At 69.7% G+C, this 14,173-nt stretch carries 13 protein-coding genes; 5 read left to right on the top strand and 8 right to left on the bottom strand.

The features are described from left to right. The first annotated feature begins 133 nt into the window (after positions 1 to 133). Entirely contained in the window at positions 134 to 592 is a 459-nt protein-coding gene (locus DXZ73_RS40225) for a hypothetical protein (RefSeq protein ID WP_338059100.1), read from the top strand. Here DXZ73_RS40225 and DXZ73_RS40220 read toward each other — a convergent pair. The 4 genes from DXZ73_RS40220 to DXZ73_RS00035 form a co-directional block, all read right to left on the bottom strand. After that, positions 546 to 992 carry a hypothetical protein gene (locus DXZ73_RS40220; protein ID WP_338059099.1) on the bottom strand — a complete coding sequence of 149 codons (447 nt, stop codon included), beginning with the start codon at positions 990 to 992 and terminating at the stop codon, positions 546 to 548. The genes DXZ73_RS40225 and DXZ73_RS40220 overlap by 47 nt on opposite strands. Before the next feature lie 128 nt (positions 993 to 1,120). Then, positions 1,121 to 2,191, bottom strand: coding sequence for a hypothetical protein (locus tag DXZ73_RS40215; RefSeq protein WP_338059098.1), 1,071 nt, complete (start codon positions 2,189 to 2,191; stop codon positions 1,121 to 1,123). A gap of 5 nt (positions 2,192 to 2,196) precedes the next feature. Then, a complete protein-coding gene (locus DXZ73_RS40370) occupies positions 2,197 to 3,774 on the bottom strand; it encodes a TnsA-like heteromeric transposase endonuclease subunit (protein WP_425315800.1) in 1,578 nt (525 codons plus the stop codon). Positions 3,775 to 5,039: 1,265 nt separating this feature from the next. Then, positions 5,040 to 5,585 (bottom strand): Uma2 family endonuclease, encoded by a 546-nt coding sequence (locus tag DXZ73_RS00035; protein WP_116208978.1) that lies wholly within the window; start codon positions 5,583 to 5,585, stop codon positions 5,040 to 5,042. Between the two features lie 1,283 nt (positions 5,586 to 6,868). Here DXZ73_RS00035 and DXZ73_RS40210 point away from each other — a divergent pair. Both DXZ73_RS40210 and DXZ73_RS38925 read left to right on the top strand, forming a co-directional pair. Beyond that, entirely contained in the window at positions 6,869 to 7,267 is a 399-nt protein-coding gene (locus DXZ73_RS40210; protein WP_338059097.1) for a DEAD/DEAH box helicase family protein, read from the top strand. A gap of 235 nt (positions 7,268 to 7,502) precedes the next feature. Further along, positions 7,503 to 7,985: a helicase associated domain-containing protein gene (locus tag DXZ73_RS38925; RefSeq protein WP_240351011.1), complete on the top strand. Its 483-nt coding sequence runs from the start codon at positions 7,503 to 7,505 to the stop codon at positions 7,983 to 7,985. Positions 7,986 to 8,100: 115 nt separating this feature from the next. On the opposite strand, the gene DXZ73_RS38920 is transcribed toward DXZ73_RS38925, so the two are convergent. The 4 genes from DXZ73_RS38920 to DXZ73_RS00015 all read right to left on the bottom strand — a co-directional run bounded on the left by DXZ73_RS38920 (position 8,101) and on the right by DXZ73_RS00015 (position 12,086). Next, positions 8,101 to 8,361, bottom strand: a complete 261-nt coding sequence (locus DXZ73_RS38920) for a hypothetical protein (RefSeq protein WP_240351009.1) — start codon at positions 8,359 to 8,361, stop codon at positions 8,101 to 8,103. Between the two features lie 401 nt (positions 8,362 to 8,762). Beyond that, positions 8,763 to 9,791 (bottom strand): hypothetical protein, encoded by a 1,029-nt coding sequence (locus DXZ73_RS00025; protein WP_116208976.1) that lies wholly within the window; start codon positions 9,789 to 9,791, stop codon positions 8,763 to 8,765. Continuing rightward, positions 9,788 to 10,564 carry an ATP-binding protein gene (locus tag DXZ73_RS00020; protein ID WP_116208974.1) on the bottom strand — a complete coding sequence of 259 codons (777 nt, stop codon included), beginning with the start codon at positions 10,562 to 10,564 and terminating at the stop codon, positions 9,788 to 9,790. Before DXZ73_RS00020 ends, DXZ73_RS00025 begins: the two co-directional genes overlap by 4 nt. Then, positions 10,551 to 12,086 carry a Mu transposase C-terminal domain-containing protein gene (locus DXZ73_RS00015; RefSeq protein ID WP_398502653.1) on the bottom strand — a complete coding sequence of 512 codons (1,536 nt, stop codon included), beginning with the start codon at positions 12,084 to 12,086 and terminating at the stop codon, positions 10,551 to 10,553. Before DXZ73_RS00015 ends, DXZ73_RS00020 begins: the two co-directional genes overlap by 14 nt. A 368-nt stretch (positions 12,087 to 12,454) precedes the next feature. Between DXZ73_RS00015 and DXZ73_RS00010 the strand changes: the two genes are divergently transcribed. After that, the gene (locus DXZ73_RS00010) at positions 12,455 to 13,240 is read left to right on the top strand and encodes a hypothetical protein (RefSeq protein WP_162889886.1); all 786 of its coding nucleotides are present in this window, start codon (positions 12,455 to 12,457) and stop codon (positions 13,238 to 13,240) included. 70 nt (positions 13,241 to 13,310) lie between these two features. After that, complete coding sequence (locus tag DXZ73_RS00005) at positions 13,311 to 14,051, top strand: hypothetical protein (protein WP_116208968.1); 741 nt, start codon at positions 13,311 to 13,313, stop codon at positions 14,049 to 14,051. Positions 14,052 to 14,173: the final 122 nt, after the last annotated feature.

The raw sequence follows: 14,173 nt of genomic DNA, 5'->3' as shown, positions 1-14,173 counted from the left end.
GTACCGACTCCAGCCGACGAAGCGCCTGCGTCCGCTTCCTCTGGCTCGTCGATGTCGGTCCTAGCCGTCGCGCGGGTGGCGGCGAGGTCGTCCAGGCTCTCGTCCCACTCCTCGCCCGGTACCGGCCCGCTCCGTGCCGTTCTTTCGTCGTCTGCCGGGTCTGCCGCGCCGTCCTCACGGCACGTGGCGCGGTTTCAGGCTCTCCGAGCTGGCCGCCATCCGGGACGGCGGCAGCCGACTGGCGTGGTGCCGGCAGACCGGCGGCGAGGCCCTCGAGCACGGCCGTGCTGCCGGGCACGATGATGGGGCTCTTGCGGCCCCGTCGCTTCCGCGGCTTCCCCGCGCTGGCACGGGTGCGGCGCAGGAGCTGGTCGAGGGCATCGGCGAGGTCGGCCTCGTGCTGTTCACGGTCGCCCCGCTGGGCGACTTCGCCCTGGATATGGCGCCACGCCTGGTCGTTGAACGGCTGGTGGACGTGGTCGCGGTGGATCCACGGGATCTCATGGAGCCTCCCGTCGCCCAGGCGCGCCCAGACCTGGCGGGCATCATGCGGGTTGTGGTGGACCTCCCATCTGCCGTCCCTGGCCATTGATGTCGGAGCGCTTGCCGCGGCAGGCATCCAGCACCTCATGGTCGTAGGCGCGGTAATCGATGCGGATGCCGCGTTCGGTGATGGGCTGCCACCGCACCGGCAGCAGCTCCAGCCAGTCGGCTCCGGTCAGCGGCACGGGCACGTACCCGCACACGGTGATGAGAGCGGCCCACATCTCGTTCGGGGTGAGCACCGTCTTCGGCAGTACGGGGTGGCGCAGGCCTTCGTGCGGCCGGTTCTGCCAGCAGACGATCCACTCGTCGAGGAAGTCCTGCAGCTGCGGGATCGTCCACTGCGCCTCCGCCATGGTCTCCCGGCCCCGGCGCAGCACACTGGATCCGGTGTGGCCGGCGACGTGCTGGCAGAGCAGGTCGTTGATCGACCCGAAGGTCCGCTCCACCACCCCTTTGGCCTGCGGCCGCCGTGGCGGGGCCGGCTACACACTCACCCCGAGTGTCTCGCACGCGGCGACGAAGCTCTCGGAGACGTAGATCTTCCAGCGGTCCACGACGATCGTCTCCGGCACGATCACCGGCCGGGCCGCCGCCCCTTCCAGCCGCGCATCCAGCGACAGCATCCGCGCATACGGCACCTGGGCCTCGCCGGATGAGGAACTGCCATCTCGGCCAGCAACAGCGCCGCGTCCACGGCCTTCGTGCCGTGCGGCCGCAGCACCACTGCCAGGATCGACCGCGTCGCCACGTCCACCGCGATCGAGAGTTCAGGGCGTCCCAGAGTGCCGTCCTCCAGGACGGCCATGATGTCCAGCCGGGTGGTGTCGATCTGCACCTGCTCCCCGGGCCGCAACGCCACCGGCACCGGCGCTCCCCGCACCGGGGCAGTGGCCGTCCGTGCCCCGTATCCCGGCCGATCTGCTGGATCCGCCAGCACGCTCACCAGCCGGTAGAACGACGACCGTGACGGCATCTCCACCACCCCGCGCCCGTGCGTCTCCTCCAGGATCTGCTTGACCAGCACCTGCAGCCCCTTCACCGTCCCCTTCGACCGGCCCCGCTGCCGGCGCAGCCCCTCCAGCACCGCGGCCACGACCCGCTCGTCGGCATAACCCGTGGGACGGCGACTGCGCATGGGTACCGTGCGTTTGTCGACCAGCCCCCACAGCCCCTGCTTGCGATACGCCAGCCGCATCTTCTGCACCGTCAAACGCGTCACCCGCGTAAAGCCGAGCGCCGTCATCTCCTTCGCCTTGGTTTCCTCCCGCTGCGCCAGCATCCACCGCCCGGGGTCGTACTCCTCCCGCATCACCTGCCCCTCCCGGCTGCCCTCAGGGTGCGGCCAGCCGGTCTCCACCTCCCGGATGTGTGGCAGCCACGCCAGTGCCCGCTGCTGGGCTGCCAGCGGTACTGTCTCGAACAGCCCCCACTGCGGCACTACGTCCGGCGCCCGCGCGCCCACCACCGCAAAGCCCGGATCGGCGAACAACCGCCCCAGCAGCAACGACGTGTCCGTGCCGTCCTCACCCAGCAGAGCCACCCGCTGCCCCTGCAGGCCGACCACCTGAAACGTCTGCCCCCGGTAGACCACGTGGCCGCCGACCTCCACCACCGGACGCCGCCCCGCCTCCTTGCTGCCGCCCACCGTGCTCACTCCCCACCCAGCATGTCGATCCCCGCTCCCGATCCGCGCTCTGGGCCACCATCGGCAGGCACCCGGACCAGCGATCCGCCATGCAGCGGCTCATCGAGTCCCGCCGCCAACTGTCCCGACCACAACGCGTGGTAGACGACGGGCAAGACCTGCAGCGGATCACCCACCGACGCCGCCCCCTCCAACAACGGCCGCGACACGGCGAACGCCTCCACCAGCGCGGCCTGCAGCCCGGACGGCCCCCGGTACCGGGGATGGCGGTAGCCGGCCAGCCACCGCAGATTCCCGGCCACCACCGCCAGCAGCGGCTCCAGCCGCTGGTACGCCCACCCCACCCGCGCACACGCCGCTTCCAGCACGGCCCCCGCCCGCTGCGCCCTGGCCCCGCCGGAGGCCGGGCTCGAGGGACAGTCCGCGAACAGCCCGGTGCCGTCGGCGTACCGGGCGAACAGCTGCGGCACCCACGAGCGCACCCGACCATCCGTCTCATCCCGCCACGCGAACCGAACAGGCCGCCCCGCCAGACCGGTCACCGCCGGATCCCGGTCCAGCAGCATCAGCTGGGTGCGCATTGCAGCCGAACCGTGCACGACATGCCGCCCTGTGGTCGCCGACCACCACCAGCCGGGCCCCCACCGACGCCCCGGCACCACCGGGAACGCCGACACCGGCGCCAGTTCCTCGAACCGCACCGATGTCACCGCCTGCTCCCACGACAGCTGCGTCACCTGTCCAGCAGGACTGCTGAAAGCGACCTCCATATCCAGCCTCACCCCGGCGTTCACGGCCGCCACCATGACCCGCAGCAGCACCTGGTCGAGCAGATCGCTCCCACGGCTCAGACCCTCCAGCATGGACCGGGCCACCTCAGCGGTGGTGCCGACCTGGGCGCCGTGCAACTGCTGCAACTGCTCCTCGGCCTCCCCAAGGAGATTGGTGATCAGGAAGCGCTGCTCCGCGGGCACCACAGCGCGCCAGTTCGTCCCGGAGCCGGGTGCCTTCTTCTCTCTGGACAAGACCCGCAGTCCGGCGGCCATCGTCGATGGCCGGTGTTCCTGCCGCACCCACCACGGGTTCTCGTCGAACCGCGCATACGGCCCGGGCCGACCCCCGGGGTGGCGACGCAGACGGATAACGCTCCCCATCCACGCGAGCAGCGGACACCCGTAGTCGACCGCGATCAGCGGCCCCAGCCACTGCTTTCCCAATCGCTCGCCGAGCCGACGGCAGAACTGCCCATCCGCGGGCAACGCCCGCGGCCGCTCACCGCCGCTGTCCGCCCACACCAGCTGCGCCATGACCGGATCCAGCAGGGCATCTGCGACCGCCACCACCTCGGGGAAGATGACCGCATCGCGCCCCACCGCCCGCCACCACTCCAGATCACTCCCCGCATCACCCCCGGCGACCTGGTGCAGGCGGCGCGGCCAGATCTCCTCCTGCTCCCACCCGTACGCCCCCTCCCACCACCGGGCCACTACCGCATACGCCAGCCCGAACACCTCACCCGCATCAACCCCCGCCCGCGCCGCCCGCCGCACCACACCCCACCACGACCGCTGCGCGACGCCCACCTCCGGAACACCCTGCACATCCAGGTACTCCAGTGGCTGATCAGCATCCGCGTCCAGGGCCCACCGCCCGTGCCGTACGCACACCCGCTCCCACCGCGCCGCGTACCGCACCACCCGGGCCGGCTCGCCCGTACGCCGTGCCGTGCACAGCCGGCACCCGAATGCCACCGGCCCCACCACCGCACCTCCCACCCGCCACAACGCCCGCTCCACGGCGTCCTGCTGCGCACCGAACTTGGGGTCTTCCCGTCCCCAGGATGCAACGCCCGCCCCAGCACCCCCTCCTCAGCACCGCCCAACCTCACCAGCGCGCGCCGGCCCGCTGCGTTCAGCAGCACCTCCGCATCCCAACGCAACGCCCCGCCCTCATGCCGAGGCCGGTGACCGACCCCCTTCCAGCAGGACAGCAACGCCTTCTCCTCAAGTCCGTAGGAGGCAGCGATCCGGCACAAGTAGGACAACGTCGTCTCTCCGGCCAGGGGAGACACGCAAAAGATCCCGGCAGACATCCGCCTCAACCTCCTGTGCTCTGTGCCCACTCCAGGATTTCTGCGGCGCCCCGACGAACGACTGCTTCCGGGTCTTGGACCAGCCTTTCGCACAGGGCCAGGAGGTTCGGTACCCCGGCCCTCCCCGCGAGCGCATCGTGCACCCCCGCCAGCATCCAGTCGCCGTGACTGACGCTGGCCCCGGCTACCGCCCGCGCAAGGACCCGGACCGAGGCCACCGTCCCCGCCCGCGCCAAGGCCTCGGCCGTCTGCCGCGTCACCGCCGTGTCCTCCACGTCCAGGAGCAGGCTCCCCAGTGCCTTTGCGGCTTCAGGAACCCCGGCGAAGGCGAAGGGGGCCAGGGTATTCCCGGCCTGCGCACGCCGTACCCACGAAGGCGACGATGCCTCCGCCAACGCCTCCAGCAACCCGTCCACTACGACCGCCCCACCCTTGCTGCTGTCCACTGCATGCCGAGTGCGGCCCGCCGTTCCGGGTTGGGCTTGTCGGTCCGTTTCCTGATGTTGTCGAGGACCATGCCGGGCTTGACTGCCAGGAGCTCCTCGGTGCTGCCCTGGCGGCCTGTCGGCTTCTGGTCCCACGTGCTCGGCGTGTTTCGCGGCGACGTTGAGGTGGCCTTCGCGGGCGGGTCTGGCAGGGGCCGGGTTCCGCCAGGTGCCGGCTGCCGCCTCCCGGCTGCCTCGTGCGGTCCGGTTCCGGACCGCTGTTGTGCCCGTGCGGGCTGTCTGCTGGTGCGGGTCCCGTGGCAGACCGGGGTCAGTAGGGCTTCAGGCCGGTGGTGTCGAGGAGGAAGGAGAAGGGGGCAGGGATGTGAACGGGTTCTCCGAAGTCGGCGTCTTCTCTCATGCGGTAGCGGTCGTTTGCAGGCTCGCTGAAGAGCGTGACGGTTTTCTGCCGGGCGTCGACGACGAGGTAGAGCGGGATGTCCATGCGGGGGTAGTCGCGGAGTTTCCCGACCCAGTCGTTCTCCGGGTTGGACGGTGAGACGATTTCCACGGCGATCAGGGCGAGTTCTGCCGGTACGCTGCTTTCGGTCGTCGTCATCGCCTCTTCGGGCAGGTACGTGAGGTCCGGGTTGCGTACGGCGGATGTCTGGGGCGAGGCCAGATCGGTGTTCCCTGTGTCGACGTATCCGGCCGGGGCGTGTCCGTCGAACTGTTTCCGGATTTTGCTCAGGTTGAGCTGGTGGAGGGCCGAGGGCGAGGCCTGCATGACGATGATGTCGCCGGACAGTTCCGTTTTGAACCCGTCAGGAAGAACGCGGCGTGCTTCCTCCAGCAGCTCGAAATGCTCAGGGTTCACGGCAGCTAGTCCTCCCTTGGCGGAATTTCCCCGGCGTCGTGGAAAGTCTTGGTAAGCGAGTCTAGTGGTCCGGCAGGCTGCCGGGCCCGGACAGGCGGCTCTCTGCGGGATCTGCGCCCGGCCTGCCGGTCCGCCCCGGCCGCTCCCGCGGGCCCGGTCCCGGCACCACGGACTGTCCCTGCCGTTGCCCGGACCAGGCCCCGGACACGCGCTGTACCGATACAGGCGCGGGGGCTGGCCTGGCCGTGGCAGACGGCGTGCAGGCACTGCCGGAGCGGGTACTGCGTCTGGGCAGCCTGCCCCAAGGAGACTGGGGCTGTTTCGAAGGCACCCCTACGCCCTGGCGTCTGTCTTTCGAAGGCAGATCTGGTGATCTTGCTTTGTTTTCGGTGGAGCGCAGAGGAAGGAGGGAAGGGGGAGGGAGAGTGGGTCTGCCGGCGCGCGGCCGGTGTGGTCTGGCAGTTGGCCATGGATGATTCCGGGTCCCGGATCAGAGCGTCGTGCACCGTTGAACGAGTACTGTTCATGCTCGCGGGGGTTCTCGTACGCCGGTGACCGGGTTGGCCGCCCGGCCGGGGTGTGCCTGCGAAGGCGGCAAGGACGATGGGGCTTTCCGGAAGCGACGACGACGGTTCCTGCATGCCTGGGCGGGCGCGGGCGCCGATGGGGGCGGCCGGTCGCTGTGGAAGAACTGCGGGGATTCCTTGACCTGGGGCACACCGGCCGGCGTCACGGGAACGTATGCGTCGGCGGTCGTCGGCGGACCAGTACGGGACGGCGTCGGCAGTGCTTTTCCAGGCCTGAGCGCCTCCAGCAGGGAAGCTACCGGGGGACCGTTGCCCGGCAGCCGGGAACGTACCGGCGATCCGCGCGGTGCGCCCCCGGTTTCACCAGCGGATTCCGGGGTGCCGAGGCCGGTGCGGAGGGCGGACAGGGGCCTGCAGGAAAGTAGCCCGGAAGCCCCACCGTCACCGTGGCTGTGGCTCCGGGGTCTGCCACTTCGCCCGGATTCATCTCATGATGTCCGCAGGGGTTTCAGAGCAGGAGTCCGATGTCGCGGGCTTGCTGGTGGTCGTTCTGTTTGGGCGCTACGGCTTGTTGTCCGGAAGGAGAGTCCTTGCTGCGTCTCGTGCTCGTGTCGGGCTTCTGTGTGGCCGCTGGTCTGTGGGCTGTGGGGTTCACGGACTGTTTCAGCAGGTAGACAGAGCGGACTGTGAGGTATGAGGCTGTGAGCCGTGGCTTCTTTGAAGGAGGGGGCCGGGCACGGTCGTTGTGGTGACGGTATGCCGTACCTGTGGTGGGCCTGGCCCTGCAGCAGTGGATCAAAAAGGGCTGTTCGCGGCCGTGCGTGGTCCGGCAGTGGTTGCTGGCGCTGGTGCGGGAGGATGAACTCTGTCGGCTGCGCCCTTGTTTGTGAGTTGAGGTCCGTCATGCCCTCCAGCCCTGAGCCCGCGGCTGAGGCTTCTGTCGCTACGGCTTTTCGCGCCTGCCCTGCTGGCCGTCGTGTGCTGCGCCCGGATCAGCAGCAGGCAGTCGATAAAGCGGTGCGTCACCTTGCCTGCCCCCACACCCGCGGGCACGTGGCCTCGGCCTGTGGTACGGGCAAGACCCTGACCGCGCTGCGTACCGCGGAGGCGCTGGACACCCGTCATCTGTTGGTCGGGTGCCATCTCTGGACCTGATCGCGCATTGGGCCCAGAGCACCCGCGCGGATGGGCGCCTGGAGCCGTTGATGGCGGTTTCCTCGTTGAAGGCGAGTAAGCATCCGGTTCTTGCGGGTGCCGTGGGGTGCACAGCACCAACAGCCCCGGGTCCCTGGCGTCGTGGCTGGCCCGGCGCGGGCGTGCGACGGTGTTCGTGACGCTCTTGACCCCAATACCATTGCCCGCACGATGGACCTGCTCGCCTGGCCCGCCGATGGGACTGCCCACTTCGCTCCCCGTCGGCCTGGCCGCCGCTACCCGCTTCCACACCGAACACCAGCAACTGCCTGTTCCCGCGGACTATGAGGATGCCTACGGCTACCACCTGGGCATCCTCATCACCGGCCAGCGCACCGCCCGTCGGCAAGGCACCCTCACCGAGGACTGGATCACCGAACTCGATGCCCTCGGCATGATCTGGGACGATCACGAGGCCACCTGGCAGGGCCACCTGACTACCGTTACCGCCTACCAGGCAGAACACGGCCACCTCGCCATCCCCGCCCAGGAACCCGGTGGCCAGTTCCTCACCGACCAGCGCGCCCTCGCCCGCAAGAACCGCCTCACCCCCGAACGCCAGCTCACTGCCCTCGACCCCCACTGGACACGCCCTCACGGCCCAGACTGGCACACCGCAGATACCACCTCCTCAAGCGCCACATCGAAGCCGGCCACGACCCGCCACGCTGCGCCGTGACGCGGTGATTGAAGGGGTTAAAGGTCGGCAGCCGACTGCACCGCCAGTTCACCACTTGGGACCGGCTCGATCCCGGCCAGCAAGACCTGCTCACCCGCCTCGGATTGACCCTCAGTCAGGTCCTGCTGCTGCACGGAAGGCGGCCGCCACGCCTGGCCCAAGGTCTCGCCGTTCCTTCGAACAGACCGTCCTGCTGCTGCGTGCCTTCGCGGAGCGTCATGGCTGCCCACTCGGCGCTCGGGAGTGGATCGAAGTCGACGGCGAACGCGTCATGATCGGCCCGTGGCTGTGCAAAGTCCGGGTGAAAGAGAACACGGTCCAGTTCACCGGCGAACAGGATCGGCTGGTGGCAGAGATCCTCCAGGCTGGCCGGCACGACAATGCTGCAGGCCCCCTGCGAACTGAGGTGCTGACGGTCACATGCTAGCGGCTGCGCAGGTGGGGTGTGGGCGGTGCCCGCGGGGGCTCAGCCCTGGCTCGGTGCAGGGCAGAGACGGTGCTGGTGGGCCGGGGCGCGGATGTCGAGTGCCGAGTGAGTGTGCTGGGGTGTGTTTCCTGCACGGTACGTCCCCTCAGAGCTTCCCTCTCGTGATTGGTGATCTCGGTGGGTTTGTCGTGGTGGGTTCGGTGCTGCTGTGTCAGTGATGTGACGGGTGTTTGTGCTGGTGGGAGTGCGGCCTGCTGCTGACGGTGGGTGCGGGGTTCGTGCTGTCGTTTTTGCGGAGTGTGCCGCCCAGTTGGGTGCCGAGTGCTACCGCGGTGGGGTGTTTGCGCAGGTCAGTGGGTGTCTGGCGGTGTGGGCCAGGCGGGGTCGCCGGTGAGTTGCTCAATGGCAGCGTGGATTCCTAACGCGGCGGCGATGCCGGTGAGTTGGTTGTGGTGGTGGAAGTTGGTGTGCTGGAACAGGTGGTGGCTGTCGTGTGGGTGGCCACTGAGGTAGTGCCAGGCCCGGGCGGCGGTCAGTAGGGGCTGTGTCCATGCGGGGGCTCGGTGCCATCGGGGTGTGCTCGTGGGGCGGTACGGGGGGTGGGGAAGAGCGAGGGCGGTGGCGTCGGGTGCCAGGTCGGCGAGTCGCACGGCGGTGAGTTGTGCGGCGGTGGCGTCCGGGGCGAGTGTCTGGGCGGCGAGGAGTCCGGCGTGGAGGGGGTGCCCGACCTGCTGTATGTCCCTGGTCTGCCTGAGCTCGGTGCTGCTCGAGTCGCGGGGGCTCTCGCCGGCGTTTCTCGGCGGACCCGGGCGTACCGGGCCCTTTTGGTGGAAGCGGGCTCGGACTGTGTCCAGGTCGTGGATCTCCTGGTGTGCGGTGCCGAGTTTGGCTGTCCGTGCCTGGAGGTGTGCGTCCGGCTTGGCGTGCCAGACGAGGGTGAGGCGGATTCCGGTGCGGGCCCGCAGCGTGCCGAGGTGTTCCCAGCGTGTGGGGGTGAGGGTGTGGGCGCGCAGCACGATGAGGTGTCCGACGCGGTGCGCGTTGATCCAGCTGGCGGCGGCGGTCCAGGCGGGTTGGACCATGTCGGCCCATGAGCTGTGGTGCCGGGGCACGTGAGGGTCATGGCCCGGGAGACGTTTGCCGAGTGCGGTCAGGACGTCCTGGGCGAGGCCGGGCGGGTGGGAGGCGCCCGGGGTGGGGTGGACGGTGATGCGTCCGCCGGTGGGGGAGTGGGCGTTGAGGGCGGCTGCTGTCACGTCGGGGTCGTCGTCGGGGTCGATGATGATCGTGGTGGGTGTGCCCGGCGCGTGATGCCGGCTCCCGGCCTGCCCGGTTCCGGCTGTCGTCGTGCTCGGGCGTTTGACGGGCGGCGCGGTCACATGCCGCCGATCTTGCTGTAGACCCAGTGGACGAGTTCCTCGTTGACGTGTTCGGTGCCCGTGCTGGCCATGCCCTCTTGGAGGAGGGCGGTGATGCTGGCCCAGTTGCGGAAGCTGCCGTGGGCGGCTTCGGCGTCGATGGCGTCGATCAGTTCAAGGTCGCAGGTGGCCCAGATGGGGTGGAAGGCCTGGACGACGGGGCGGATCTCGGTCTTGGGGATCCGGGTGAACTCCTGCCAGATGAAGATCCGTGAGGCGAGCATGGGTTCGCGCCGCAGCACTTTGTAGCAGTTGTCGCCGCCGGCGAAGATGATGGCGATGTCGGTGTTGCGGTCGTCCCACAGGTGGCGCCAGTACTCGAATCCGGTGCGGCTCATCCACTGGGCCTCGTCGCAGACCAGCACCCTGAACTGCTCGGCGAGGACCTCTTTGAGGAGGGTGTCGAACTCGATGGGCCGCCGGGGTGGTTCGCCGGGCAGGCGCAGGGCGTGGAACAGGCCGTGGCGGATGTCGCGCGGGGTGGGCCCGCCGCGCAGTTCGAGCCGGTAGGTGGTCTTCGGGGCCAGGGCGCGCAGGGCGGAGTTCACCGCCATGGTCTTGCCGTAGCCGGACGGCCCGTATGCGCACATCATCGCTTTGGCCGCGATGACCATCTCGATGTTGTCCCGGGTGGTCAGCAGGGCGTCGGTGCCCACCAGCTGTGCCGCCTTGACCAGGAAGTGGTCCTCGTGCTCGGCGGGCAGCCGCCCATAGGACAGGTCAGTCTTCGCCACCGTGATCGTCTTCCTTCCGCTGTCGGGGTGGGGGCACGCCGGGGAGCGCCCAGTGCTTGGGGGCCGGGCCGTGGGGGATGAGGCCGGGGCGGGCCAGGGCACGCCGGTCTTCGCCTGTGCGGCCGGTAAGTTCGCTGGTCGCCTCGCCGTGTGTGGGGGTGCGGCGGGGCTGTGCGGGGCCGGGGACGGTCTGCGCCTTGAACCGGTCCCGGCGCAGTTTCTCGGCCGCTTTCAGGTCGGCGCGCAGCCGGCGCGCGGCTCGGGTACGCGCGGCTCTGAGCGCGCGGATCTGCTCGGGGGTGGCGGCATCGGCCAGGTACGCGCTGCCCAGGTGGCGTCCTGTGGCGGCCTCGAAGACCTCGATGACATCGTCGTGGTGGGGCAGATGCCGTACGACGACCCGCATTCCGGTGCGGCCCACCATCCAGTCGGCGATGTAGTCGCGCCGGTGCCACCGGACGCCGTGGCTGGTGACGGTGCGCTCCCGCCCGTCGTCTTCCAGGGCGAAGTGGGCCAGCTGTTCGGCACCGGCGTCGCTGACGGGGGTGGGATCGGCCGCCCACGCCTGAAGCGGCGTCCGTCCGGCCAGCGCGTCGGGGTGGTGCTCGCTGTTCCACCAGCGCGCCCACTGGAGCAGGTCGGCGACGAAGGCCTCGAAGGCCAGTGCGGGCGCGCCTGGATCAGCGCTGCGCCCGCCGGGGAGCTTCTGGCGATGGGTGTAGCGGGGCAGGACCGCGAAGTGCATCTCCTCGACTGCGTCGTTGAGCGCCTCGACGGTGCCCTTCAGGTGCGGGGTGTAGGCGGGCAGGTCCACCACGGCCACGGCGAAGGCGCCCATGGCGGCCGTCACCGTCTGGCACAGGAACTCTTTGCCCCGGTCCACGCGGATCGCGGCGGGGATCCCTCCCGCGGGCCCGTACGGCTCGCGCCGGTCGATCGCGCTCCGCAGCGCCGCCAGGACCGCGTCCCGGCTGGGCTCGTGCGGGGTGACGGCCACCCCGACGATCACCTTGGTCGCGCAGTCGATGAACCAGGTCACCCACGGACGCTCCAGCACGCCGTCCACATCGACCTCCACCGGGACCTGCTTGTGGTCGCCCTCCCAGACCGCGTTGCGGTGGGTGGGCGGGCGTTTGGCGAACACGTCGTGTACCCGCCGCGCGGCCTCACCGCGGCGCAGTCCGGCGCGCTCGCCGGCGGTCAGGTCCCGCCTGATCGCCCGGTGCAGCGTCGCCAGCGACGGCACCGGCCCGTACGCAGGATCCGACCGGGCCCGCTCGACCAACTCGGCGTGCACCCGCGAGGCGTTGCCGCCCCACAGCGCCAGCAGCCGCCGGACCTCATCGGTCACCGCGAACCGCCCGGCCGGCACCCGCTCCAGGCGCCCCTCCGCCCGCGCGGCCGCCAGCCACCGCCACACCGTCCGCTCCGACCTGCCCAACGCGTCGGCTACCAGACGGACATGAGTTGACGCCAGCTCGCCACGGGAGTCCAGCTCCAACAGCCGCCCCACGGCCGCCATCCGGCTCACACCGGCGGGCACCACCGCCGCTCCGGGGCGGCCACGAGGGACGTCATCGCGCATACCACCGTCTTCCCATAGGCTCCTGGCCTCAGCGACGGGCTTCGGTATCGCGATGACAGCGACCGTCTGCATCTGCTACAGCACTTCCGCCCACGCGGGGGACGGACAAGCAGCTGCCATGTACAGTGCCCGCGGACCTGTACAGCGCCGAGATGTTGGCGGACACCGCCGGCACCCTGGTCGCCGGACTTCAGCCGTGCTGGACGGACTTCCTCGACCGGTGACCGCGCCCGGGCCCCACCGCGCCCGCCCCTGGATTCCCGTTTCCCGGTGGGCTGTCAGTACCCGCTTCTACCCTTTGCGTCATGGCATTAGCGAGGCCCAAACGGCCGGTCACTGAGCTCCCGGGCGATCCCGCCCGGCTTCACCTCCACTACGGTCACGGGCATCCTGCGGTGCCTTACGACTTCGAGGACACGCTGGAATCCTGGTACGTCACCGTCATCTACGGGCAGGCGGGCGACGAGGAGTGGGATGACGAAGAGGACGAGAACAGCCACGCTCCGGCTGCGGGTACTGAGGTCGGGCACCTCATCTTGTGGAGGCTGCGCGACTACACCGGCGACAACCGGTGGGAGGCGGCGGACGCCGAGTCCGGCGATCTCGAGGTCATAGCGTCCGCGGTCCTTGGCCGGTCCGGACACGACGGCTACAGCGCCGCGTTCGAGAAAGCGGTCACCCACCCCGTCGGCGACTTGCTGCTCCTCGATCGCGTCAGCCTCGACAAGGCGTGGAGGGGCTTCGGGCTGGGCCCGGCCCTGGCGGCCGAAGCGATCCGACGCCTGTCCGGCGGCTGCTGCGCGGTCGCGGTCTATCCGGCCATGGGCGAGTACCCCGAAGACCGTGAGAAGGCCACCGAGGCCTACCGCCGCCAGGCGAAGAAGAAGATCGCTGCCTTGTGGGAGAGCGTCGGCTTCCAGCCGTTTCGCCGTGGCGTGTGGCTCCTGGACACCGCCCTGCGCCAGCCAGAGGAGCTCATACGGGCTCGCCGTGCCGAACTGCACGCGCTCAGCGCGGCCTTCCATCGGTCCGGCCCGCCTGAGAACGGCCCGGCGGACGGCGTGACGACAAGGGGTCCCGGCCTGGACTGACTTCCCGTAGGCGCTGCACCGCGCGGCTGTACAGGAACACCGAAGATTCGAATCGAGGGTGCGGAGAACCATGGGGGAGAGGCAGCCGGTGGGCGAGGACATCCAGGACACGCTGGACTGGGCACGGCAGCGCCTTCGGGAGATGGGCGTCTTCGAGACGCAGGACGGACTGCGGTGGGCAGCGGCCCACGGGATCGTCCTGTCCGTCTGGCGCAACGGTCCGATCGAGGACGCGCACGCCTCCCGGCCGACCAGCCGGCGCAAGGCATTGCGCGACGGGACGATGTTCGCCCGCAACACCTGGCTCACCCGGCAGGCGTTCGATCTCCTGGGCTCTGACGCCCCGTTCCGTCTGTACGCACTGGAGGACCTGATCCTGGACCGGGAGATGGTCTGGCCGGGATGCGAGGGGACCCTGACGGACTTCGGCTGGGGATTCCTCGGAGAGATCAAGAAACAGGTGAAACAGCGCATCGACATGTTCAGGCACTTCGAGAAGCGACTGCCGCCGGATGACTTCCTCCTCTTCGCCGGCGCTCCCCGCATCGGGACTCACGATGGCCATTACGGGATGCCGAAATGGGCTGCCTGCGTGGACGCGGCGATGCGTCGGCTGCGCGATGAGGACGAGGAGTTCCTGCACGAATGGGGTGACCTGATGACCCGCATCGGCCCCGCCCCTGCTCCCGTCACCGCGGACCTCGGGGCAACCCGGAAACTGCTGCTGGAGTCCCCGTGGGAACTCGGTGAAGGAAACCTGGGCTGGTTCGCCTGGAACCCGATCATGGAACCACCTGACACGACACCCTAGGCACGGGGCAGCAGCCGCAACGACCATGCATGCCTTCTCGACACGTAGTGATGAGCCCCGTGTGGCCTTGAGTTCGCCCATGCCGCTTCGACAGCTACTCGGCTTCGCCGGGCAGGCCCGTA

The sequence above is a fragment of the Streptoverticillium olivoreticuli subsp. olivoreticuli genome, assembly GCF_003391135.1.
In the GTDB taxonomy this organism is placed as follows: Bacteria; Actinomycetota; Actinomycetes; order Streptomycetales; family Streptomycetaceae; genus Streptomyces; species Streptomyces blastmyceticus.
The sequence above is the reverse complement of the archived record's forward strand: the minus strand, read 5'-3'. Positions and strand labels throughout refer to the sequence as shown.